The 22,268-nt window shown below is 65.4% G+C and carries 19 protein-coding genes; 12 read left to right on the forward strand and 7 right to left on the reverse strand.

Annotated features, from left to right (window positions below; translation table 11 throughout):
* Position 1 precedes the first annotated feature (1 nt).
* Positions 2-1,348 carry a magnesium transporter gene (gene mgtE, locus HQ354_RS08210; protein WP_068429174.1) on the reverse strand — a complete coding sequence of 449 codons (1,347 nt, stop codon included), beginning with the start codon at positions 1,346-1,348 and terminating at the stop codon, positions 2-4.
* A gap of 189 nt (positions 1,349-1,537) precedes the next feature.
* Here mgtE and HQ354_RS08215 point away from each other — a divergent pair, with 189 nt between their 5' ends.
* Entirely contained in the window at positions 1,538-2,440 is a 903-nt protein-coding gene (locus HQ354_RS08215) for a type IV toxin-antitoxin system AbiEi family antitoxin domain-containing protein (protein ID WP_222634589.1), read from the forward strand.
* Between the two features lie 76 nt (positions 2,441-2,516).
* Here HQ354_RS08215 and HQ354_RS08220 read toward each other — a convergent pair whose 3' ends face one another.
* Together HQ354_RS08220 and yaaA are read right to left on the reverse strand one after the other, a co-directional pair.
* Complete coding sequence (locus tag HQ354_RS08220; RefSeq protein ID WP_222634588.1) at positions 2,517-3,740, reverse strand: DUF2786 domain-containing protein; 1,224 nt, start codon at positions 3,738-3,740, stop codon at positions 2,517-2,519.
* On the reverse strand, positions 3,737-4,480 hold the full coding sequence (gene yaaA, locus HQ354_RS08225) for a peroxide stress protein YaaA (protein WP_068429175.1): 744 nt from the start codon (positions 4,478-4,480) through the stop codon (positions 3,737-3,739). Before yaaA ends, HQ354_RS08220 begins: the two co-directional genes overlap by 4 nt.
* Before the next feature lie 79 nt (positions 4,481-4,559).
* Here yaaA and HQ354_RS08230 point away from each other — a divergent pair, with 79 nt between their 5' ends.
* Positions 4,560-6,311, forward strand: a complete 1,752-nt coding sequence (locus HQ354_RS08230; protein WP_068428697.1) for a proline--tRNA ligase — start codon at positions 4,560-4,562, stop codon at positions 6,309-6,311.
* Between the two features lie 66 nt (positions 6,312-6,377).
* Positions 6,378-8,222: an acyl-CoA dehydrogenase family protein gene (locus HQ354_RS25520; protein WP_254303569.1), complete on the forward strand. Its 1,845-nt coding sequence runs from the start codon at positions 6,378-6,380 to the stop codon at positions 8,220-8,222.
* A 54-nt stretch (positions 8,223-8,276) separates the two neighbouring features.
* Here the strand turns inward: HQ354_RS25520 and HQ354_RS25525 are convergent, their stop codons facing one another.
* Complete coding sequence (locus HQ354_RS25525; protein WP_261768565.1) at positions 8,277-10,433, reverse strand: DUF222 domain-containing protein; 2,157 nt, start codon at positions 10,431-10,433, stop codon at positions 8,277-8,279.
* A 283-nt stretch (positions 10,434-10,716) separates the two neighbouring features.
* Positions 10,717-11,343, reverse strand: a complete 627-nt coding sequence (locus HQ354_RS08250) for a TetR/AcrR family transcriptional regulator (protein WP_222634587.1) — start codon at positions 11,341-11,343, stop codon at positions 10,717-10,719.
* 87 nt (positions 11,344-11,430) lie between these two features.
* Here HQ354_RS08250 and HQ354_RS08255 point away from each other — a divergent pair, with 87 nt between their 5' ends.
* Positions 11,431-12,921 carry a DHA2 family efflux MFS transporter permease subunit gene (locus tag HQ354_RS08255; RefSeq protein ID WP_222634586.1) on the forward strand — a complete coding sequence of 497 codons (1,491 nt, stop codon included), beginning with the start codon at positions 11,431-11,433 and terminating at the stop codon, positions 12,919-12,921.
* On the opposite strand, the gene HQ354_RS08260 is transcribed toward HQ354_RS08255, so the two are convergent.
* Both HQ354_RS08260 and HQ354_RS08265 read right to left on the reverse strand, forming a co-directional pair.
* Positions 12,836-13,276, reverse strand: coding sequence for a ferritin-like domain-containing protein (locus HQ354_RS08260; protein ID WP_068428712.1), 441 nt, complete (start codon positions 13,274-13,276; stop codon positions 12,836-12,838). The two genes, HQ354_RS08255 and HQ354_RS08260, sit on opposite strands and share 86 nt — an antisense overlap.
* On the reverse strand, positions 13,273-13,776 hold the full coding sequence (locus tag HQ354_RS08265) for a hypothetical protein (protein ID WP_222634585.1): 504 nt from the start codon (positions 13,774-13,776) through the stop codon (positions 13,273-13,275). The genes HQ354_RS08260 and HQ354_RS08265 overlap by 4 nt, the downstream gene beginning before the upstream one ends.
* A 150-nt stretch (positions 13,777-13,926) precedes the next feature.
* On the opposite strand from HQ354_RS08265, the gene rimP reads away from it, so the two are divergent.
* From rimP to HQ354_RS08305, 8 genes are all read left to right on the forward strand, one after another.
* Positions 13,927-14,502, forward strand: a complete 576-nt coding sequence (gene rimP, locus HQ354_RS08270) for a ribosome maturation factor RimP (RefSeq protein ID WP_114331210.1) — start codon at positions 13,927-13,929, stop codon at positions 14,500-14,502.
* Positions 14,499-15,509 (forward strand): transcription termination factor NusA, encoded by a 1,011-nt coding sequence (gene nusA, locus HQ354_RS08275; protein WP_068428719.1) that lies wholly within the window; start codon positions 14,499-14,501, stop codon positions 15,507-15,509. Before rimP ends, nusA begins: the two co-directional genes overlap by 4 nt.
* Before the next feature lie 92 nt (positions 15,510-15,601).
* Positions 15,602-15,880, forward strand: coding sequence for a YlxR family protein (locus HQ354_RS08280; RefSeq protein WP_240930997.1), 279 nt, complete (start codon positions 15,602-15,604; stop codon positions 15,878-15,880).
* Between the two features lie 183 nt (positions 15,881-16,063).
* Complete coding sequence (infB, locus tag HQ354_RS08285) at positions 16,064-18,994, forward strand: translation initiation factor IF-2 (RefSeq protein ID WP_114331209.1); 2,931 nt, start codon at positions 16,064-16,066, stop codon at positions 18,992-18,994.
* Positions 18,995-19,118: 124 nt separating this feature from the next.
* A complete protein-coding gene (locus HQ354_RS08290) occupies positions 19,119-19,409 on the forward strand; it encodes a DUF503 domain-containing protein (RefSeq protein ID WP_068428733.1) in 291 nt (96 codons plus the stop codon).
* A gap of 34 nt (positions 19,410-19,443) precedes the next feature.
* Entirely contained in the window at positions 19,444-19,911 is a 468-nt protein-coding gene (gene rbfA / locus HQ354_RS08295) for a 30S ribosome-binding factor RbfA (RefSeq protein ID WP_068428737.1), read from the forward strand.
* Between the two features lie 5 nt (positions 19,912-19,916).
* On the forward strand, positions 19,917-20,912 hold the full coding sequence (locus HQ354_RS08300) for a bifunctional oligoribonuclease/PAP phosphatase NrnA (protein ID WP_068428739.1): 996 nt from the start codon (positions 19,917-19,919) through the stop codon (positions 20,910-20,912).
* A 3-nt stretch (positions 20,913-20,915) separates the two neighbouring features.
* On the forward strand, positions 20,916-22,265 hold the full coding sequence (locus HQ354_RS08305; RefSeq protein ID WP_068428742.1) for an MATE family efflux transporter: 1,350 nt from the start codon (positions 20,916-20,918) through the stop codon (positions 22,263-22,265).
* Positions 22,266-22,268 lie beyond the last annotated feature (3 nt).

Here is a 22,268-nt window from a genome sequence, read left to right on the forward strand (position 1 = left end):
GTCACACTCCGAGCACGAGCTTCGCGATCGCGAAATACACGATCAGCCCCGAAGCATCGCAGAACGTCGAGATGAACGGCGTCGAGAACACGGCGGGATCGACGCCGATCTTCTTCGCGATCAGCGGCATCGCCCCGCCGACCGTCGCGGCGAGCGTGCAGATGGCCAGGAGTGTCGAGCCGATGACGAGGCCGAGATGGAAGTCGTAGACGAGCCCGGCGATCACGAATCCCAGCGAGCCCAGCATCGCGCCCATCGTCGCGCCCACGCGCACTTCGCGGAACAACACCGCCGCGATGTCACGGGGTCGGACGTCGCCGACCGCAAGTGCACGCGTCACCGTCGTCGCGGCCTGTGACCCGGTGTTGCCGCCCGTGCCGGTCAGCAACGGAATGAACAGAGCCAGGGTGACGACGGCAGCGAGCGCATGCTCGAAGATCTCGAGAACCTGAACCGTCAGTATCGCGGACAATGCCAGCACGAGCAGCCACACGACTCGGGAGCGCACGATCGACAGGACGGGCGTCGACAGATAGGGCCGTCGGAGAGGCTCGGTACCGCCTGCCCTCGCTGCATCCTCGTCCTCCGCTTCTTCGAGGATCCGCGACGCCTGTTCGATCGTCACGATTCCGATCAGGCGGTGCTCGGAATCGACGACGACCACCGCCGGGCTGCGATTGCCGAGACACATGCGTGCGGCGTCCTCGGCGGAGATCTCGGCGGTGACGACGGGTCCCGCACTCGCGAGATCGCCGATCGTCGTGTCCGGTGCCGCGGTGGCGACGTCGGCCAGAGTGGCGACACCGACGAGGCGTCGACGGTCGTCGGTGACGGGCAGCATGTAGACCGACTCGGCATCGGCGCCGGTGGTTCGAACCTGGTGCAGCGCCTGGGCTGCCGTGGTCGACGGGTGCACGCGGATGTACTCCGGGCTCATCCGTCGGCCGACCGAACCCTTCGCGTAGCCGAGCATCGGTGCCGTCAGGTCACGTTCGGTCGCCGACAATCCCTGCATCAACCGGTGTGCGACGTTCGACGGCAGTTCGTCGACGAGTTCGACGCGATCGTCCGGGTCGAGTTCCTCGAAGAGCGTGATGACGTCGTCGTCGCGCAGAGCGCCGAGCAGTTCGCCGCGCAGTGAGGCGTCGAACTGCTCGAACACGTCGAGGGCTTGGTCCTTCGGCAGAAGTCGGTACAGCACAGCTCTTTCCGCCGAATCCGCGCGTTCGAGGACCCGAGCCGCATCGGCCGGAGACAAGTCGGCGACGAGCTCCGACATCGCAGCCAGATCCTTGCGCTGCAGCAGCTCGGTCGCCCGGGCGATCGTGTCATCGAAAGTGTTCTGCACTGAACCCATTGTGCCCGGCGGGGTCGACGCGTGTTCGCGCACGTGTTCACCAGCTGCGCACGAGACCCCGTCGGCAGATGAAGATTCGGTCGGCACATTCGTGGCGCGCCACCATCCACAGGATGGCTTCATCCACAGACGAACCTTGTAGGCGGATTTGTCACACCGTCGCCGTGCTGTACTTCCGTGATGCGCCCCGACTCTTACGGTTTGATCACCCGCGCTTCGGCATTGGAGGCCGGATACACCGACACCGAACTGCAACGCCTGTGTGCGCGCGGCGAACTGATACGAATGGTCCCTGGGATCTACGTGCGACCGGAGCTGTTCGATTCGTTGAATCCGCGACAGAAACACCGGCTCCGAACCATCGCGACGCTGCGGGTGAACACGGCCGACGCCGTCGCGAGTCACCTGTCGGCGGCAGTTCTGCACGGTCTCGACATGTGGGACACCGATCTGACGCGGGTACATCTGACGATTCCCGGCGGTAGTGGCCGCACCACGTCGGGCCTTCATGTACACACGGGAGCCTTGTCGAACGAATCGGTGACGGTGTCGGACGGAATCCGGCTGACCACTCTCGATCGGACGGTGAGTGATTGTGCTCGGATAGTCGATTTGGATCACGCTGCGGTGATCGGAGATTCGGCTCTGAGATCGAAGAAAGTGTCCATGGACCAGTTGCGTCGGGCCATCGAGGCATCGGCGCGGTCGAACGGAATCGGTGCCGCTCGGCGGGCCTTCGCCGCTATGGACATCGGCAGCGAGAGCCCAGGTGAAACCCTCAGCCGACTCAGAATGATGGAGCTCGGCATGCCGAAACCCGTTCTTCAACAGGTGCTCAGGGTCAAGGGGCGGTTTCTCGTCCGGGTCGACTTCTATTGGAAGCGATGGCGGGTCGTCGGTGAAATCGACGGCGAAAGTAAGTACGACGATCACGAGGATGTCGTGAAGGAGAAGTGGAGGGAGGACGACTTGCGCGATCACGGGTTGGAAGTCATCCGGTGGGGATGGCGCGATCTGTGGTCTTTCGCTCGTGTTCGCGACAAGTTCGAGCGTGCGTGTCGACGGGCCGAGCGGCGGCGATGAGTATGCCGACCGATTGTTCATCTACGCACGAGACCCCGTCGGTAGATGAATATTTCGTCGGCAAACCCGATCCCAGCTACCGCAACTCCGCCTTGTCCGCCGCTGCCTGACCCGATTCCCAGCCCTCCGCGTCGAGCCTCGGTCCGCGCATCGCCTTCACCCTCGGGAAGAGTCGGTCGAATGCCTCTTCGACGGCGACGGTCTTGGCGGCGAGCACGGGAAGGAGGTCGCGGGATTCTCCAGATGCTTCGTCGAGGGCGTGCGCGTCGGCGTCGGCGAGGCGTTCACCGATCCGCACCGCGTACGCGAACAGGAACGCCTTGCCGAACGCGGCCGACGCGGAACCCTTGCGCCGCTTGGCTTTCGGAGAGTGCGACAATGCGCGTGTCGCCTGGATGAGGAGCGAGGTGAACAACACGACGGTCTGCTCGACGTCGATCGGTGACCCGACGAGTGTCGCTACGGCGAACTCGGGATCCCAGATCGACTTCACCCGGTTGACCTCGCCGACCACGTGCAGCAGTTGAGCTTTCGCCGGCGCGTGCGGATTGTCGACGTGGACGCGGCGGCTGTCGACGTCGACGTTTCCTTCGCTCAGAAGAAGCGAGTCGATCGAGTACCGGGTCATCAATTCCTGCGCCTTGGCCGTCAGGATCTCGGCTTCCTCGTCGAAGTCGGTGGCGTCGGCCTTGGCGAGCAGGCCACGAATACGGCCCAGTACCTTCGCGTTCGGAGAATCCGCACCGGCCGTTGCCGTGACGCGTGGGGTTGCCCGCTTCCTCGGCCACTGCGATGGCAGCGGGCCGATCTGCGGCCACCGCGGCAGGGTCTGCCACTGGCCGAGCAGCGCGAGCACCGCGATCCACTGATCACTTGCCGCGATGTAGTCGGACTTGCCGCTCGAACGAAGCAGCGCTGCAAGAAAACTGGGCGACGCCTCCACCCGCGACGCAGCCTTCGGATACAGCGCGCAGATCTCCGACAACTGGTCGACCCAGAACTCGGGCGCGCGGTCGTTCGCGTTCGTCAGATCCGACTGATGGAGAATCACCGCAGCCGCGAGCGACGACACGGCGACGGTCTGTTGGCGTCGCACGATGTGCAGCAGATCGAACGGCTGCCACCCGGCCTCGTACATCGTCTGGATCATGTTGGTCAACGCGAGCGACCCCAGCGCCATCGCATCGAAGTCTTCCAGCCCGATCAGACGGTCCGTGATGTCGTCGACGACGCGTAAGTCCTTGTCGCGCCCGAACGACGCGTCGGCGCCCGCCCTGAGCAGCTTCGGCACGGGATTCATTCGGTAACCACGATCAGTTCGGTCGACGACGCGACCTCGACGCGCAGCCCTGCCTTCGACGCGACTCTGGCGAGTCCCTTCACGTCCTTGGGTTCGGCTGTCGTCAGCGTCAACGCGCGAGCCAGCAGTCCCTTGTGATGCTTGTTGAAATGGCTGACGACCGACCGGGATCCGTCGGGCTTCTCGGTCAGCACGGTCGCTGTGATCGCACCGGGTATCGGTCCGAGCTGTTGATACGTACCGGATCGCAGATCGACGACGACGCCGTCGGCCGCGGAGACCACAGCGTCGGTCAGCTCCGGCTTCCAATGCGAACGCAGTGTTCCGAACCCGGGGATCTTCGAACCACCGGACAGACGGTACGTCGGGATCGGGTCGTACGCGCGGACGACACCGAACAGCGCCGAGCCGATCCACAACCGGGCGGCCGCACGGGCGCGACCGGCCTTCGTGAACGATTTCGCGTCGAGCGCGTCGTAGAGAACACCGGTGTAGCGGCTCAGCGCCGGGGCTGTCGGTGACGTGAACAACGACGCATTGCGTTCGATCTCGTCGTCCTGCGTCGGCCCGAGACCGAGTGCCGCGCGCGAGCCGGGGACATCGTCGGCGAGTTCGACGAGCGCGTCGGCCAGCTTCTGCCGAAGTGGGTTGAGCTCGGGCAGCGACAGGCGGGTCAAGTCCAGCGGGGAGTCCTCGCCACCGTCGGACTTCGTTTCGGACGGGGGCAGCAGAACGATCACGGGCATCAACGTTACCCACCGCCGGCAAGAGGTGGGCGGCTGCCGGTCAGCGCCGGGCCACCGACTATTCTCGTACCCCGTGATCACCCGCCTCTCTCAGCTGTTTCTCCGCACTCTCCGCGACGACCCCGCGGACGCCGAAGTCGACAGCCACAAGCTGTTGGTTCGCGCCGGATACGTCCGGCGCATCGCGCCCGGCGTCTACTCCTGGTTGCCGTTGGGGCTCAAGGTGTTGCGGCAGATCGAGAAGGTCGTTCGGGAAGAGATGAATGCGATCGGCGCGCAGGAGATCTCGCTGCCCGCACTGCTACCGCGTGAGCCCTACGAAGCGACGAACCGCTGGACCGAATACGGCGACGCACTGTTCCGACTGCAGGACCGCAAGGGCAACGACATGCTGCTCGGTCCGACGCACGAGGAGCTGTTCGCGCTGACGGTCAAGGGTGAGTACAACTCGTACAAGGACTTGCCGGTCACGCTGTACCAGATTCAGACCAAGTACCGCGACGAAGAGCGTCCGCGTGCAGGCATCCTGCGCGGCCGCGAGTTCGTGATGAAGGACTCGTACTCGTTCGATCTCGACGAGGACGGTCTGAAGGCGTCGTACAACGCACATCGCGAGGCGTATCAGCGCATCTTCGAACGTCTCGGTGTCAAGTACGTCATCGTGGCGGCGACGTCGGGAGCCATGGGCGGAAGCGCGTCGGAAGAGTTCCTGGCCGAGAGCGAGATCGGCGAGGACACCTACGTGCGTTGCGTCGAATCGGGCTATGCGGCCAACGTCGAAGCCGTCACGACGCCTGCGCCGGACCCGCTGCCCATCGAGGGTCAGCCCGCCGCGGTGGACCACGAGACGGGCGACACACCGACCATCGCGACGCTCGTCGACTGGGCCAACTCGGCCGACCTCGGCCGCACGATCACCGGCGCAGACACCCTCAAGAACATTCTGCTGAAGGTACGGAACGCGGAAGGGGAGTGGGAACTTCTCGCGATCGGCCTGCCCGGCGACCGCGAGGTCGACGAGAAGCGGCTCGAGGCAGCGCTCGAACCCGCGGAGTTCGAACTGCTCACCGACGCGGACTTCGCGGCCAATCCGTTCCTGGTCAAGGGCTACATCGGTCCGCGTGCACTGCAGGCGAACGGTGTTCGCTACCTCGTCGATCCCCGGGTCGTCGACGGCACGTCGTGGATCACCGGCGCCGACATCGGGGGCAAGCACGTCGTGAACCTCGTCGCCGGCCGTGATTTCACACCCGACGGCACCATCGAGGCAGCCGAGGTGCGAGACGGCGACCCGTCGCCCGACGGCCAGGGCACGCTGGTCTCGGCGCGCGGAATCGAGATCGGCCACATCTTCCAACTCGGCTACAAGTACACCGACGCGTTCTCCGTCGACGTTCTCGGCGAGACCGGCAAGCCGGTCCGACTCGTCCAGGGTTCGTACGGTGTCGGCGTGTCCCGGCTGGTCGCGGTCGTCGCCGAGCAGATGCACGACGACAAGGGCCTGCGCTGGCCTGCCGAGATCTCGCCGTACGACGTGCACCTCGTCATCGCCAACAAGGACGACGCCGCCCGCGAAGGCGCAGAGTCCATCGCGTCGGCGCTCGACGTGCAGGGCCTGGAGGTCCTGTTCGACGACCGCAAGGCATCGCCTGGCGTGAAGTTCAAGGATTCCGAGCTGCTCGGCATGCCGCTCGTGGTCGTGGTCGGTCGCGGATGGGCCGATGGCAAGGTCGAGATCCGCGATCGGTTCTCCGGTGAGAGCCGAGAGGTCGACAGGGATGCCGCCGTCGCCGAGATCGTGAAGGCAGTTCGCCCTACCGCCTGATTTCCACTCGGGCTCGGTTACCCCTTGATAGCTTCGGGGGTAACCGAGTGTGAGAGGTGATTCGCCGTGGCCGGTTTCTCGCTGTTCGATCCGACGACATTCGACGGTGCACAGTTCGACGACGAGACGGCGCGGCAACTCCGTGCCGTGATCGACTGGTTCGAGAACCGAGGCAAAGCCAGGTTGCTCGACGACGACCTCAATGCGGTCTGGACGGCCGACTTCCTCGATTTCGTCGCCGAGGAGAAAATCTTCGCGACGTTCTGCACCCCGCAGGCGTATGCGAACGGGGACCCGAACAAACGCTGGGATGCGTTTCGCAACGCTCAGTTGAGCGAGATCCTCGGGTTCTACGGGCTGTCCTACTGGTACGCCTGGCAGGTCACCGTTCTCGGCCTCGGGCCGATCTGGATGAGCGACAACGACGCGGCCAAGCGTCGTGCCGCCGAGCAGTTGGACGCAGGTGGCGTCATGGCGTTCGGCCTGTCCGAGCGCGCGCACGGCGCCGACGTCTACTCCACCGACATGCTCCTCACGCCCACGGACGACGGTTTCATGGCGTCGGGGGAGAAGTACTACATCGGTAACGGCAACGTCGCAGGCATGGTCTCGGTCTTCGGTCGGCGCACCGACACCGTGTCTTCTGGTCAGTCCGCAGGCTCCGCTCCTGCCCAATCCGGTCACTCCGCGGGCTCCGCTCCTGCCGAATCCGGTCACTCCGCAGGCTCCGCTCCTGCCGACTCCGGTCACTCCGCAGGCTCCGCTCCTGCCGGCCCAGATGCCTATGTCTTCTTCGTCGCAGACTCGTCCCACCCGAATTTCGTGTTGCGCGGCAACGTGGTTCACGGTCAGATGTACGTCAGCACGTTCGCGCTCGAGAACTACCCGGTGCGTGAGGAGGACATCCTCCACACTGGGGCCGACGCGTTCTCCGCGGCGCTGAACACTGTCAACGTCGGCAAGTTCAATCTGTGCACCGGATCGATCGGCATCACCGAGCATGCCTTCTACGAAGCGATCACACATGCGCACAATCGAATTCTCTACGGCAACCGCGTCACCGAGTTTGCGCACGTGCGAGCGAGTTTCGTCGACTCTTACGCGCGGCTGGCGGCGATGAAACTGTTCAGTGCACGCGCGGTCGACTACTTCCGGTCTGCGACGCTGGACGACCGTCGCTATCTGCTGTTCAATCCGATGACGAAAGCCAAGGTCACGTCCGAAGGCGAGACGGTCGTGCGGTTGCTGCACGACGTCGTCGCCGCCAAGGGCTACGAGAAGGATACGTACTTCCGGGAGGCGGCGCAGTTGATCGGCACGCTTCCGAAACTCGAGGGGACAGTGCACGTCAACGTCGCGCTGATGCTCAAGTTCATGCCGTCCTACATGTTCGCGCCCACCGAGTACCCGGAAGTCGGTGTGCGCGACGACGCCTCCGACGACACCTTCTTCTTCGCGCAAGGTCCGGCCCGTGGCGCGAGCAAGGTGCGATTTCACGACTGGAAACCCGTGTACGAGAAGCACTCTCATGTGCCGAATGTCGCCCGCTTCCACGAACAAGCCCTGGCGTTCGAGCAGTTCCTGGCCGAGGCGGCACCCGACGAGAACCAGCAGACGGATCTCGACTTCCTGCTGAATGTCGGTCACTTGTTCTCGCTGATCGTGTACGGGCATCTCGTTCTCGAACTGGCGGAACGTATTTCGACGCCCTTGCTGGATCAGATCTTCGACTTCCAGGTTCGCGACTTCTCCGGCTATGCCGTCGCGCTGCACGGAAAGCCGTCGTCGACGGAGGCTCAGCAACGTTGGGCGCTCGGTGCGATCCGCAAACCCTTCGCCGACAAAGCACGTTTCGACGCGGTGTGGAACGAAGTCGTTGCCTACGACGGTGCCTACGAGATGAAAGCCTGAGGTTATCGACGACTCTCGACCCGGGAAAACGTACAAACTGCGGCTACCTTGATCCTAGAACGGTGCTGGGTCATCGGCGTCTACCCTTTCTTTGCCGGTGATGTCGACGTTCCAGGGGTCGGTGGGTTGCTCGTGGGTGGTTGTCTCGCTGGTCTTCTCGGCCTGGCTGGTCTTCTCGGCCTGGCTGGTCTTGTCGGGCTCGACGGGCGGTGGGGCTGTCGATTCCGGTTCGTGTGATGTCTTTTCGCATGCGGGTCTGCGTTTGCGGGGTATGTGTGGTGTGAGTGTGTGGCCGGTGAGATCGGTTGCGCCGACGCTGCTTCCGGGGAGGGTGACGGCGGTGCTGTCGGAGTTCGATGTCCAGTGTTCAATGGCTCCGGCGAGCATGGTGGTGTGCCAGGCGCCCATGGTTTTGAGGGAGTGGTGGTAGCGGCACAGGCAGTGCAGGTTGGTCAGGATTGTCCAGCCGCCGCGGGCGGGGTCGTGGTGGAGGTAGGGGATGATGTGGTCGAGTTCGCAGCTGGCTGCGGGTACGTCGCAGCCGGGGAATCGGCAGGTGCGGTCGCGGTGGCGGACCAGGTCGGCGAGCTGTGCGCGGGGCTTGTACTGCAGCGCCCCGGCGGGTGGTTCGATGAATCCGCCGTGGCCGTCGGGGTAGAGCGCTTGGGCGACTGCGGGGTTGGCGGCGATCGCTTTCTCGAGGGCAGCGATGAGCGTGTAGGAGCCGCGGTAGGGGCCGGTGTCGGCGGGGACGGTCTGTGCGCGAGCGGCGCCTGCTGCGGGTTTCGGGAGGTTCAGGCCGCGTCGGCGTCGCCCGCGTCCGAGTGGGTGGAACGTCAGATGATCGACAGATGCCGGGAGTCCGGTAGCCGCTGAGCCATTTCCGGATTCAGCCGCGGCGTCCCCGGGATCACCCTGCTCGGCGCTTTGTTCGCCGACCGTTCCTTCAGAGCTTTCGTGACCGGCCGTTCCTTCGGCCGCGCCGTCGTTCTCTTCGCCTTCGCGTTCGTTTTGGTCGGCGGCAGTGGTCTTGCTGTTCGCGTCCTGCTCGTCGGTGTCGGCGGCAGTGTTCTCACTCTCCGCCGTCTCGGGGGCCTCGGTGGTCTCGGTCTCCGCCCTCTCGCCGTCGGCCTCATTTTCGCCGCCTCCGCCGCTGCAGGTCTCGTCGCTAGCCCGACTCTCGTCGTCAGCCTCGCTCGCGTCGCTTACTTCGTCGTTGTCGGCCGTGTCGTCGGCTGTGGTGGTGATCTGGAGTTCGTCGGCGATGTTGCGGGCTTCGGTGATGACGATCTGCCAGTCACTGTTGGCGGCGAGTTCGCGGGCGTAGGCGGCGTCGATGAGGCCGTGTCCGGCGAGGTAGGCGGGTAGATCGTTCAATGCGGCGAGGGTGGCGAGGTCGATGGTGATCGAGGTCAGTGGTACTCGCCGGTCGGGCAGGGTTCGGTTGGCGGTGCAGGGGTGGTCTTCGTCGACTTCGCAGGTGCAGGCGAGATGGGTTTCGCGCCGCATGCATGCGGTGTAGGCGGCGGCGAGGCGTTGGCTGCGGGTACGGGGGTCTCGCGGGCATACGGTGGCGGCCATTTCGGTGATCGCTTGCCAGCAGGCGGCGGCGTCGGCGGCGTCGAGGGTTGCTTCGATGGTGGCGATCAGGTCTTTGTCGCGGTAGCGCACTCCGGTGAGCTTTTTCAGGTCTTCCCGTGTTTCGGCGACTTCGTCGGGTGCGGTGCGCTGGATGATGGCGGCGATTTCGGTGGCCAATGGTCCGGGCGAGAGCCTTCTGGCGGCGTGTAGTACTTCGGCTTCGATCCGGGTGGCAGCATCCAAAGACAGCGGGGAGGTGACGCGGTAGATCGCGCGGACGCGGGCGAGGTCGAGTTCGCCTAATTCGAATGCGGCTTTGATCGCGGGCAGTCGTAGGCGTAAATCCATGCCGATTTCGGCGAAGGTGTCTGCGACGGTTTTCGAGCAGCCCAAAATTTTCGCGGTTTCGGATGCGGCGTAGTTACCGGCATCGGTGATCAGGTCCCCGACTTGGATGGTTTGGTGGATGCACGAATCCCATATGTGGGCTGCGAGAGCGACTTTGCGCGCGCAGGCCTGATTTTCCAGGACCGCGACCTGCGACAGTTCACCCAACAGGTCGGTGTCGATGACCGGTTTCTTCTGTGGTCCGACGTATTTCGCGAACGCGCTGCGCTCCGTGAACGGCATGGATTCAAGCCCCCCGACTCGATTCGAACTTGTGTTCGACTATATCACCGGAGTTTGGGATGTCAAGGAAACTGGTTGTCTCGCAGTGCATTACGATCGAACAGCAATATCACATGCCACCGACAAGAACCGCGAATCGGCGAGCAGCGTCCATCGTGCTCGTCCTGTGAGTGGGGCGCGCTCGGTAAGCGAGCGCTGCCTCGGGGGATAGCGGACAACTGTGTCTCACGACTTCGTGAACTAGATTGTAGTGAACCGCTGATATACCGCGGCTCAATGAGCGTCAGTGCGCAGCCTGCGGCCCCGAATTATCCACTCGCACAACGCTCCGAAGCTGTTCCAGGGTCGGCCCGAAGGAGCATGACGCGAGTTCGCTCAGTGCCTGGTCGTCGGTGTGTTCGGGTGCTTGCATTGCGAGCAGACAGTTGAGCAACATGCCGTGGGCGATGAAGTCCCGTGCCTCGTCGGGTGTGCATCCGGTGCCCTCGCGAATCTGGGTGAAGATTGCGCCCATCCCGGCGCGGCCCTGAGCTCCGATGTCCGGGATGCTGCCGGCGGTGAAGCCGTGCATCATCACGAGCAGCAGATCGCGGTCTGCGACGAGTTGGGTGTAGGCGGCCCCGAGTGCTGCCCACACGTCGTCGTCGGGGTACGGCTCGTCGCCGCCCAGGACTTTCTCGAACGCGGCCATGATGCCGTCGATTGCGCGTTGAAACACCAGGCGGAACAATTCGCCCTTGGTGCCGAACATGCGTACCACGTAGGGCTGCGACACACCTGCTTTCTTGGCGACGGCATCGGTGCTGGTGCCGGCGAACCCGCCTCTCGCGAACGCGCGCATCGCGGCGTCGAGCACGAGCTCACGTCGGTCCGATGCATCCATGCGTGTGGTCTTCGTCGACGTTGCCATGTTGACAGATTATCAGTCGATTACTAGCGTCCCTGCACAAGTAATCATTCGATGCTTACAACTCCGGTGACAGCGAAGGTGACTCCGATGACCACGACATCCCCGCCGATTCCACCGAGTGAGCGCACCATTCCGATCTGGGTCGGAATCGTGGCCGCGTCGCTCCCGATGTTCATGGCAACACTCGACAATCTGGTGATGACCAGTGCACTTCCGGTGATTCAGGCCGACCTCTCCGCATCCGTCGCGGAACTGCAGTGGTTCATGAACGCGTACACCCTGAGCTTCGCGACGTTGATGCTCGTCGCGGCGACATTAGGAGACAGGTGGGGTCGACGACGCGTCTTCCTCGGCGGAATCGCCGTCTTCACGCTCGCGTCGATCGCGTCGGCCCTCGCCACGACGCCGGCGATGCTGATCGCGGCTCGTGCGGTCCAGGGTGCGGGCGCGGCAGCGATCATGCCGTTGTCGCTCACGCTGCTCGCGTCGGTCGTGCCCGCGGCCAAGCGTCCGCTCGCCATCGGAATCTGGGGTGGCGTCTCCGGGCTCGGTGTCGCGCTCGGTCCCGTCGTCGGTGGTGCCGTTGTCGACGGCGTCGCATGGGAGGGCATTTTCTGGATCAACGTCCCCGTCGCCTTGATCGCGGTTCCGCTCGCTCTCGTCGCGTTGAAGGAATCGTTCGGGCGCAGACAGCCGCTCGACTACACCGGAGTTCTGTCGGCTGGGGCGAGCGTGTTCCTGCTCGTATGGGCTGTCGTGCACGGAAACGACGACGGATGGGCCTCGACCTCGGTGCTTCTGACGTTCGCCGGATCCGCCGTCGCGATGATCGTCTTCGTGGCGAGGCAACGACGCGCATCGTCCCCTGTGGTGCCGTTGCGTCTGTTCCGCTCGCGCAGCTTCGCGCTCGCGAACGTGATCGGAGTGACGTTCACTCTCGGCATGTTCGGTGCGGTGTTCCTGCTGTCGCAGTATCTGCAGATCGTCATGGGCTACAGCCCGTTCCAGGCTGGTCTGCGGACGCTGCCGTGGACAGCGGCACCGATGGTCGTCGCGCCGCTGGCCGGGCTTCTCGCGCCGAGGCTCGGTCTGCGAGCGTTGCTCGTCGCGGGCCTGACGCTCCAAGCCGGATCTCTGGTGTGGATGGCCGCGATTCTCGAGCCGGGAACGTCCTACGCGAGCATGGTGCCCGCGCTGGCGATGGCAGGCATCGGTATGGGGTTGACCTTCGCGCCCTCGGCCACCGCCGTCCTGGCCGACATGGCCGAGGTCGACCATGCCACTGCGAGCAGCACCAACTCGACGATTCGCGAGATCGGCGTCGCACTCGGCATCGCGGTACTGACCGCTGTGTTCCTCGGGGCAGGCGGTGCCCTGACGCCCACCGGCTACACCGACGCGCTCGCTCCCGCGCTTCTCGTCGGCGCCGGAGCGGTCGCGCTCGGAATCGTCGCCGCGCTGTTCATGCCGGGAAGAACCGGTGCCGAGTCGGTCAGGGCTGACCGGGGAACGGAACCGACGACGGAGACACTCCCAGGATCTCGCGCCAATTCGCCAGTCGCAGTGCCGCTTCCGTGAGTGCAGCGATTCCGGTCTCCCGTGTGGGACCGGAATTGCTGCGTTCGATCACCGACCGCCACGCGATCGACGTGTCGACCTCGGCTTGGGCTGCGAGTTGTGCTGCTGAGACAGGGTCGGTCACGGCGAACGGAATCGAGTAGGCCGGACTGGGAAGCGGCGCAGTCACGCTCGCAGCTTTCAATGCATCGATCGTCGCGTCGCGTCGGGCTCGATGCGCCGCGGCGTTCGTCGCGACGAGGTCCGCACGCGTCGGATTCGAGAAGGCGCCGACGACGCCGTAGGCGAATACTGCCGCGTACTCTGCGTTCAGCGCGTCGACGAGAGCCTGCTGTTCTTCTCCGAGCTCGTTCATGCGAGCACCACCGACACCTCGACGGCGCATGCCGCGCTGACGGATCCGAGAAGGCCTGCGCGGTAGCCGGACTCTTCGCGCGCGGAACCGGCTGCGGCACGCTGGGATTCGCTCAGCAGGCTCTTCAACTCGTCCAGTGTCGGTGGGGGAGTTGCTGCCTGGGTGGTCGTCGGACTCGCGGTCGTGGTCTCGTTCGGGTCGGTCCCCGCGACGCGGTCGATCTCCGCGGAAATCGCCGACGCATGGGCTTCCCGTTCGGACTGCACGACCCCGAGCGGGCCTGCGAGATCGGGCAGCGTCGCGATTGCGGCACCCGCGGCCGCCGAGTCGCGGCGCGCGAGATTCAGATGCTGAGTCAGTGTGTCGACGGTGGCTGCGGTCTCGGCGCCGGACGAACATCCTGCGGTCGCCGCCAGCCCGACGGTGGAGAGAACGACACCGCCGGTCAACCGCAACGCGGTTCGACGACTGAGTGTGGGAGGAATAGCGGACGTCGGCACGTTCGACATCGTGCCAGGTGTCCTTCGGATCCGGCGAACCCGCACCTGGTCACGAACACCTCGAAATGGCGCTAGGCTGTACGTTCGATCCCCGAGACGTTCGACCCCTGCGTCGAACGCGACCACAACTGAACGAGGAGTTCGCGAGAGATGCCTGTTCCGTCGAAGGAGAGGGTCGTCGCGCTCCTGTCCGATCTGGTCCACGACCGAGGTTTCGACCTCGAGGACGTGACGGTCGTCTCGGCGGGTAAGCACAGCGCCGTGCGCATCATGGTGGACCGTGAAGAAGGTACGGGCCTCGACGCGCTTCCTGCTCTCAGTCACGAGATCTCGGAATTGTTCGACGGCGTCTCCGATTTCGGTGAAGCGCCGTACACGCTCGAGGTGACGACGCCGGGGATCGATCGCCCGCTCACCGAGGAGCGTCACTGGCGACGCGCCCGCGGCCGCAAGGTCCGCGTCGAGGTGGCGGACGAGAAGTTCGACGGCCGAGTCGGTGCTCTGGACGGCGGATCGGTCACGTTGGTGACGCGGACCAAAGGCGTATTGGCGACTCGGGTCGTCGCATTGTCGGATATCTCGAAAGCCGTTGTGCAGGTCGAATTTTCGCCGCCCAAGGAAGACGAGATGGAATTGGCGGGCGGGGTGTTCGGCAGTCGTCCCAGGCCGGCCGACGCCGACGAGATCGTGAACGTGGACACACCGGAAGAAGGGTTCGACAAGTGAATATCGACATTGCAGCGCTCCGCGCCATCGAGGCGGACAAGGGAATCTCGATCGACATGGTCATCTCGACCATCCAGACCGCCTTGCTGACTGCATACCGCCACACCGAGGGGCATCAGCCGCACGCGTGGATCGACGTCGACCGCAAGTCCGGCTCGGTGCGTGTGATGGCGAAGGAAATCGACGCCGACGGCAACACGATCTCCGAATGGGACGACACTCCCGAGGGCTTCGGCCGGATCGCGGCGACCACCGCGCGTCAGGTCATTCTCCAGCGGCTCCGCGACGCCGAACACGAGAAGTCGTTCGGCGAGTACGCGACGCACGAGGGCGAGATCGTCGGTGGCGTCATCCAGCGTGACACGCGAGCAAACGCCAAGGGCACTGTGATCGTGCGGATCGGCAGCGACGCCAACGGCGCGGACGGCCTGTTGCCGCCCGCGGAGCAGGTCCCGGGCGAGACGTACGAGCACGGCGAACGCATCAAGTGCTATGTCGTCGGCGTCACACGCGGACAGCGCGGACCGCAGATCACGCTGTCGCGTACGCACCCGAACCTGGTACGCAAGCTCTTCGCGCTCGAAGTTCCCGAGATCGCCGACGGCTCGGTGGAAATCGTCGCGGTGGCACGTGAGTCCGGTCACCGATCCAAGATCGCCGTTCACTCGACCGTGTCGGGCCTCAACGCCAAGGGTGCGTGCATCGGCCCGATGGGTCAGCGTGTGCGCAACGTGATGAGCGAGCTCGCCGGCGAGAAGATCGACATCATCGACTTCGACGACGATCCCGCCACCTTCGTCGGTAACGCGCTGTCGCCGTCCAAGGTGGTGTCGGTCACCGTCGTCGACGCGGCTGCCCGCGCCGCTCGCGTCGTCGTGCCGGAATACCAGCTGTCGCTCGCGATCGGCAAGGAGGGTCAGAACGCCCGACTCGCTGCTCGTCTGACCGGTTGGCGTATCGACATCCGCAGCGACGCGGCCGCGGCACCCGAGTCGACCAGCGCATAAGGGTGGAATGCGGAGATCGGGGCAAGACAGCGCTAGACTGGTCGATGGTTCGGAACGATCTCACTGCCCGAGGTCACGAGAGCACCGGTTCGATGCATGACAGTCGGCCGGTGCGCACTTGTGTCGGATGCAGGGAGCGAGCTCCGGCCTCCGATCTGCTGAGGGTCGTGGTTCGAGATCGGCATTCTTCGGAATCCGTCGTAGTACCCGACCTTCGTCACCGGCTTCCCGGACGTGGTGCATGGCTGCATCCCGTAGCGGTTTGTCTGGAGAACGCAGAACGGCGCCGAGCTTTCGGTAGAGCGTTACGCGTGTCGGGAACAGTCGACACGTCGGAGGTTGTTGCTTTCATCGAAAGCAGAAACCTGTGAGGTCTCGGCCTCGCACACGCATCGAGGCGGCAGTCTTTACCAGCGACAGAGCTTCACCCGTCGAGAAGAACAGGCAACAGCACTGATGAGCACACCGTGAAGCACCAACGATGAACGTCCATCGGAGATAACCCGAGGTCGTGCGGGCTTAATGCCTCGCTCGGCCTCTCAGTGAGGAGAGCAGTGGCAGGCAAGGCCCGCGTGCACGAGTTGGCCAAAGAACTCGGTGTCACAAGCAAGGAACTACTCGCACGGCTCAAAGAGCAAGGCGAGTTCGTCAAATCTGCATCGTCCACGGTCGAGGCGCCGGTAGCGCGTCGTATCCGTGAGTCGTTCCCGTCCGCGAAGTCGGACGCCCCTTCGGGCAACGGTCGTAGCTCGGATGCACCCAAGCCCAGCACCGGCGCAAAGCCCGGTGGACCGCGTCCCGGCCCCAAGCCGGCACCCCGTCCGGCTCCGTCCGCGCCCGCAGCACCTGCGGCGCAGACTCCCGCAGCACCTGCAGCGCAGACACCGGCTGCCCCCGCGGCACCGGCTGCATCCACCCCGGCGCCGACGTCGGCGCCCCGCCCGACCCCGGCTCGTCCGGCTGCACCGTCGCCGTCCGCACCTGCGGCACCCGCTCCTCAGGCGCCTGCAGCGTCGGCTGGATCGCGTGAAGCAGCACGTCCGGCAGCTCCGAAGCCCGGCGCTCCCGGCCCGAAGCCGGGCCCGAAGGCGCCTCGCGTCGGTAACAACCCGTACTCGTCCGCTCCGGCGGAACGGCCCGCGCCTCGTCCGGCACCGGGTGGACCTCGTCCGGGCGGCAACCGTCCGGCTCCCGGCCAGGGTGGACCTCGTCCGGCTCCCGGCCAGGGCGGTCCCCGTCCGGCTCCCGGCCAGGGCGGACCTCGTCCGGCTCCCGGCCAGGGCGGTCCCCGTCCGGCTCCCGGCCAGGGCGGACCTCGCCCGTCTCCCGGCTCGATGCCTCCTCGCCCGAACCCGGGCGCGATGCCGTCTCGTTCGGCGCGCCCCGCACCGGGTGGTCGTCCGGGTCGTCCCGGCGGAGCACCGGGCGGTCGTCCCGGTGGCGGCGGCGGTGGATACCGCGGCGGCGGCGGAGCTCCCGGTGCACCCGGCGGCGCTCCCGCAGGCGGAGCAGCAGGTGGTTTCCGTGGTCGCCCCGGCGGCGGCGGTCGTCCCGGACAGCGTGGCGCTGCAGCAGGTGCTTTCGGTCGTCCCGGAGGCGCACCTCGTCGTGGACGTAAGTCGAAGAGGGCGAAACGCGCCGAGTACGAGAGCATGCAGGCTCCCGCAGTCGGCGGCGTGCGGTTGCCCCGTGGCAACGGCGAGACCATTCGCCTCGCCCGCGGTGCATCGCTGTCCGACTTCGCGGACAAGATCGACGCGAACCCGGCTGCACTCGTGCAGGCGCTGTTCAACCTCGGCGAGATGGTCACGGCAACGCAGTCGGTCAACGACGAGACGCTGGAGCTTCTCGGCAGCGAGATGAACTACGTGGTCCAGGTCGTCAGCCCCGAGGACGAGGATCGCGAGCTGCTCGACAGCTTCGACCTGACCTACGGCGAGGACGAGGGCGGCGAGGAAGACCTCGAACAGCGTCCTCCTGTGGTCACCGTCATGGGCCACGTCGACCACGGTAAGACCCGACTGCTCGACTCGATCCGCAAGGCCAACGTCCGTGAGGGCGAGGCAGGCGGCATCACGCAGCACATCGGTGCCTACCAGGTTCTGACCGAGCTCGAAGGCAGCGAACGACTCGTCACCTTCATCGACACCCCGGGTCACGAGGCGTTCACCGCCATGCGTGCTCGTGGTGCCAAGGCGACGGACCTCGCGATCCTGGTCGTCGCAGCCGACGACGGCGTCATGCCGCAGACGGTCGAGGCGATCAACCACGCGCAGGCAGCAGATGTGCCGATCGTGGTCGCGGTCAACAAGATCGACAAGGAAGGCGCGAACCCGGACAAGATCCGGCAGCAGCTCACCGAATACGGTCTCGTGGCCGAGGAGTACGGCGGCGACACGATGTTCGTCGACATCTCGGCGAAGCAGGGCACCAACATCGACGCACTGCTCGAAGCAGTGCTGCTGACGGCGGACGCTGCTCTCGACCTGCGAGCGAACCCGGACATGGACGCTCAGGGTGTCGCCATCGAGGCGCACCTCGATCGTGGACGCGGACCGGTGGCGACCGTGCTCATCCAGCGCGGAACGCTCCGCGTCGGAGATTCGATCGTGGCCGGAGACGCCTATGGACGTGTCCGTCGCATGGTCGACGAGCACGGCGAGGACGTCACCGAGGCGCTGCCGTCGCGGCCCGTCCAGGTCGTCGGCTTCACGTCGGTACCGGGTGCAGGTGACAACCTGCTCGTGGTCGACGAGGACCGCATCGCACGTCAGATCGCCGATCGACGCAACGCCCGCAAGCGCAACGCGTTGGCAGCGAAGAGTCGTAAGCGCATCAGCCTCGACGATCTCGATGCAGCGTTGAAGGAGACTTCGCAGCTGAACTTGATCCTCAAGGGTGACAACTCGGGAACCGTCGAGGCTCTCGAGGAGGCGTTGCTCGGGATCCAGATCGACGACGAGGTCGAGCTGCGCGTCATCGACCGCGGTGTCGGTGGCGTCACGGAGACCAACGTCAACCTGGCGTCGGCATCCAACGCGATCATCATCGGCTTCAACGTTCGAGCGGAAGGCAAAGCCACCGAGCTCGCCAACCGCGAGGGCGTCGACATCCGGTACTACTCGGTCATCTACCAGGCGATCGACGAGATCGAGAAGGCCCTCAAGGGCATGCTCAAGCCGGTGTACGAAGAGGTCGCTCTCGGCCAGGCCGAGATTCGCGCGCTGTTCCGTTCCTCGAAGGTCGGAAACATCGCCGGTTGCCTCGTCACCTCCGGTACTGTGCGTCGCAATGCGAAGGCACGACTGCTGCGTGACAACGCGGTGGTCGCCGAGACGGTCACGATCTCCTCGCTTCGCCGCGAGAAGGACGACGTCGTCGAGGTTCGCGAGGGGTACGAATGTGGTCTGACGGTCACGTACTCGGACATCAAGGTGGGCGATGTCATCGAGGCGTACGAGCTTCGCGAGAAGCCACGCGACTAGTTCGCGCGGTGCGAGTGGTAGTGGAGCAAGGGGAGTAACACTGCACTCGATCGGACAACCGGCGGCGGTACTTTCGGGTACCGCCGCCGGATCGTTCGGTCGAACACGATCGAAGGATGGCCGCGTGTATCTGGGTGCTCTCGAGCTGGACGTGCTGCTGGGAGACGTGCGTTCGCTCGACGAAAAGCGTTCGATGGTCGAGCCCGTTCTGGCTGCGCTCAAGCAGTTCGGAGTGTCCGCGACCGAGGCAGGGGAAAGATCGCGCATGCGCCGGTCCCTGTTCGGCGTCGCCGTGGCGGGATCGGATGTCGACGGTTTGCACGACATGCTGGACGAGTGCGAGCGTCACGTCGCCGAACGCCAGGATCTGGAATTGTTGGCGGTCAGAAGAAGAGTGTTCGGCCCCGAGGACTGAACCGGGGATAGTTGTTCGAGGAGCGTGAAAGTTCATGGTGGATCAAGCGAGAGCTCGTAGGCTCGCCAAGCGGATTTCGTCCATCGTCGCGACAGCGATAGATCACGAGATCAAGGATCCACGCCTGGCGTACGTGACGATCACCGACTGCAAGGTGACCGCAGATCTGCACGACGCGACGGTGTTCTACACGGTGCGAGGCGAGAGCCTCGACGCCGAGCCCGATCTCGCCGGTGCAGCCGCCGGACTGGAAAAAGCGAAGGGCGTGCTTCGCTCGAAGGTCGGTGCGGGCACGGGCGTCCGGTTCACTCCGACGTTGACGTTCGCGACGGATACCGTCCCGGATACTGCACGTCACATGGAAGAACTGCTCGAGCGTGCCCGTCAGGCCGACAGCGAGGTGGCTCGCGTCGCCGCGTCGGCGAAGCCCGCGGGTGAGGCCGATCCGTACAAGGCCCCGCGCGAGACGACCGAGAGTTCCGAGTCCACCGACCTGGACTGAACGAGGTGACGATGACTCCAGGCACGTCGTCGGACACGACGGTCGACGACAAGTTCGCCCAGGCGATTTCGTTGCTCGAAGCAGCGAGCACGGTCACCGTGCTGTGTCACGTGCAGCCGGACGCGGACACCATCGGCAGCGGTCTCGCGCTGGCCATCGTGCTGAAGCGTCGCGGCGTGGACGTCGAGGTGTCCTTCGCCACGCCGAGCGAACTGCCGGAGTCCATGAGCGAGCTTCCCGGCCGCGAGATGTTGGTCTCGGCCGGGGAAGTTCGTCGCGGTGTCGACCTGGTGGTGTCGGTCGACGCGGGTAGCCGAGGGCGGCTCGGCGATCTCGGCGACTGCCTCGACGCGGCGGACGCGTCTCTCGTCATCGACCACCATCGGTCGAACACGCGGTTCGGCACGTTGAACGTCGTCGATCCAGCTGCCGAATCGACGACGGCCGTCATCACGCGCCTGCTCGACGCCTGGAGCGTCGACATCGACGCCGACATAGCGCACTGTCTATTCGCCGGTCTCGTCACCGACACCGGCTCGTTCCGATGGGTCCGTCCCGGATCCCATCTGCTCGCCGAGCGTCTGCTCGCGACGGGTATCGACGGCGCCGCCATCGCCCGCCAGTTGTTGGACAGTCACCCGTTCGGGTGGTTGCCCATGCTCGGTTCCGTGCTCGGCTCGGCGACGCTCGTGCCGGAGGCCGTCGCGGGGCTCGGACTGGTGTACGCGGCCATCCTCTGCTCCGATTCCGCCGGTCTGCGATCCGAAGAAATCGAAAGCGTCATCGACATCGTGCGCACGACGTCCGAAGCCGAGGTCGCGGCGGTGTTCAAACAGCAGACCGCCGACGAGTGGACGGTGTCACTGCGGTCGAAGTCGTCCGTCGACGTCTCGGTCGTCGCGGCGACGCTCGGAGGCGGCGGGCACCGCAACGCCGCCGGCTTCACCGCGTTCGGGACCAAGGAAACCGTCGTCGCGGCGCTGATCGAGGCGCTCGGCTGATCGATGGCTTCGACAGACGCGTTCGTCGGCCGTGACGCGAGTGCTCGCAGGATTCTGGGTCTTGCGCTGCCCGCCCTCGGTGTACTGGCGGCCGAACCCCTCTATCTGTTGTTCGACGCCGCAGTCGTCGGTCGACTCGGTGCGCTGCCCTTGGCGGGTCTGGCCGTGGGCGGCCTCGTCCTCGCTCAGGTCAGTACCCAACTGACCTTCCTGTCGTACGGCACGACGGCCCGTGCGGCACGCATGCACGGCGCCGGACGCGAACGCGACGCCATCGGGGAGGGTGCCCAGGCCACGTGGCTCGCCCTGATGCTCGGTATCGCGATCATCGGTGTGATGCAGGTGCTGTGCGGACCGATTCTGTCGGTCATCGGTGGCGGCGGTGACATCTCGGCGGAGGCGACGCTCTGGTTCCGCGTCGCAGTGCTCGGCGTCCCGTTCATTCTGGTGTCGTTGGCCGGAAACGGCTGGATGCGCGGGGTGCAGAACACGAGGCGACCGCTGATGTTCGTGGTGTCCGGACTCGGTCTGTCCGCGATTCTGTGTCCGCTGCTCGTGCACGGGCTGTTCGGTTTTCCGCGGCTCGAACTCGTGGGATCGGCGGTTGCGAACGTCGTCGGCCAGGCGGTGGCCGGCGCGTTCTTCATCGCCGCGGTGCTCCGAGCAGGCGTGCCGCTGCGGCCCGACTGGTCGATCATGCGCGCTCAGCTGGTGCTGGGGCGCGACCTCGTTCTGCGGAGCTTGGCGTTCCAGGCGTGTTTCCTGTCGGCGGCAGCAGTCGCGTCGCGCTTCGGTGCGGCGGCCGTCGCGGCGAACCAGGTCGTCCTGCACCTGTGGAATCTCGTCTCTTTGACACTCGACTCGTTGGCCATTGCCGCCCAGACGCTCGTCGGTGCTGCACTGGGCCGAGGAGACAGCAGGGGCGCGACCCGACTCGGCTGGCGGCTGACGGTGTGGTCCACCGTGTTCGCGCTCGTCCTCGCGGCGGTGTTCGCGCTCGGACTGCCGGTCATCCCGAACCTGTTCACCAGCGACAGCGCAGTGATCGACGAGATGGCGTCGATCTGGTGGATCTTCGTCGTCATCGTTCCGATCGCAGGCGTCGTGTTCGCGCTCGACGGGGTGCTGCTCGGCGCAGGAGATGCCGCGTTCCTCCGTACTGCCACGCTGGCGTGCGCGCTCGTGGGTTTCCTGCCGGCGATCTGGCTGGCGTTGGCGTTCGACTGGGGCTTGCGCGGAATCTGGTGTGGCCTCGGCATCTTCGTGACCTTGCGGATGGTCGCGGTGGTCGCGCGGACGTTGTCGGGCAAATGGACCCTCGTGGGAGCCGACATCCAGCGCAGGTCGGCCTGACGG

It is taken from the genome of Rhodococcus sp. BP-261, from assembly GCF_019835205.1.
GTDB lineage: Bacteria > Actinomycetota > Actinomycetes > Mycobacteriales > Mycobacteriaceae > Rhodococcoides > Rhodococcoides kyotonensis_B.

Coding starts and splice junctions, on each gene's coding strand:
- HQ354_RS08255 (WP_222634586.1), top strand. CDS start 11,431: ATGACCACGACATCCCCGCCGATTCCACCGAGTGAGCGCACCATTCCG.
- rbfA (WP_068428737.1), top strand. CDS start 19,444: ATGGTGGATCAAGCGAGAGCTCGTAGGCTCGCCAAGCGGATTTCGTCC.
- HQ354_RS08220 (WP_222634588.1), bottom strand. CDS start 3,740: ATGAATCCCGTGCCGAAGCTGCTCAGGGCGGGCGCCGACGCGTCGTTC.
- HQ354_RS25525 (WP_261768565.1), bottom strand. CDS start 10,433: ATGCCGTTCACGGAGCGCAGCGCGTTCGCGAAATACGTCGGACCACAG.
- HQ354_RS08250 (WP_222634587.1), bottom strand. CDS start 11,343: ATGGCAACGTCGACGAAGACCACACGCATGGATGCATCGGACCGACGT.
- HQ354_RS08305 (WP_068428742.1), top strand. CDS start 20,916: ATGGCTTCGACAGACGCGTTCGTCGGCCGTGACGCGAGTGCTCGCAGG.
- HQ354_RS08215 (WP_222634589.1), top strand. CDS start 1,538: ATGCGCCCCGACTCTTACGGTTTGATCACCCGCGCTTCGGCATTGGAG.
- rimP (WP_114331210.1), top strand. CDS start 13,927: ATGCCTGTTCCGTCGAAGGAGAGGGTCGTCGCGCTCCTGTCCGATCTG.
- HQ354_RS08260 (WP_068428712.1), bottom strand. CDS start 13,276: ATGAACGAGCTCGGAGAAGAACAGCAGGCTCTCGTCGACGCGCTGAAC.
- HQ354_RS08280 (WP_240930997.1), top strand. CDS start 15,602: ATGCATGACAGTCGGCCGGTGCGCACTTGTGTCGGATGCAGGGAGCGA.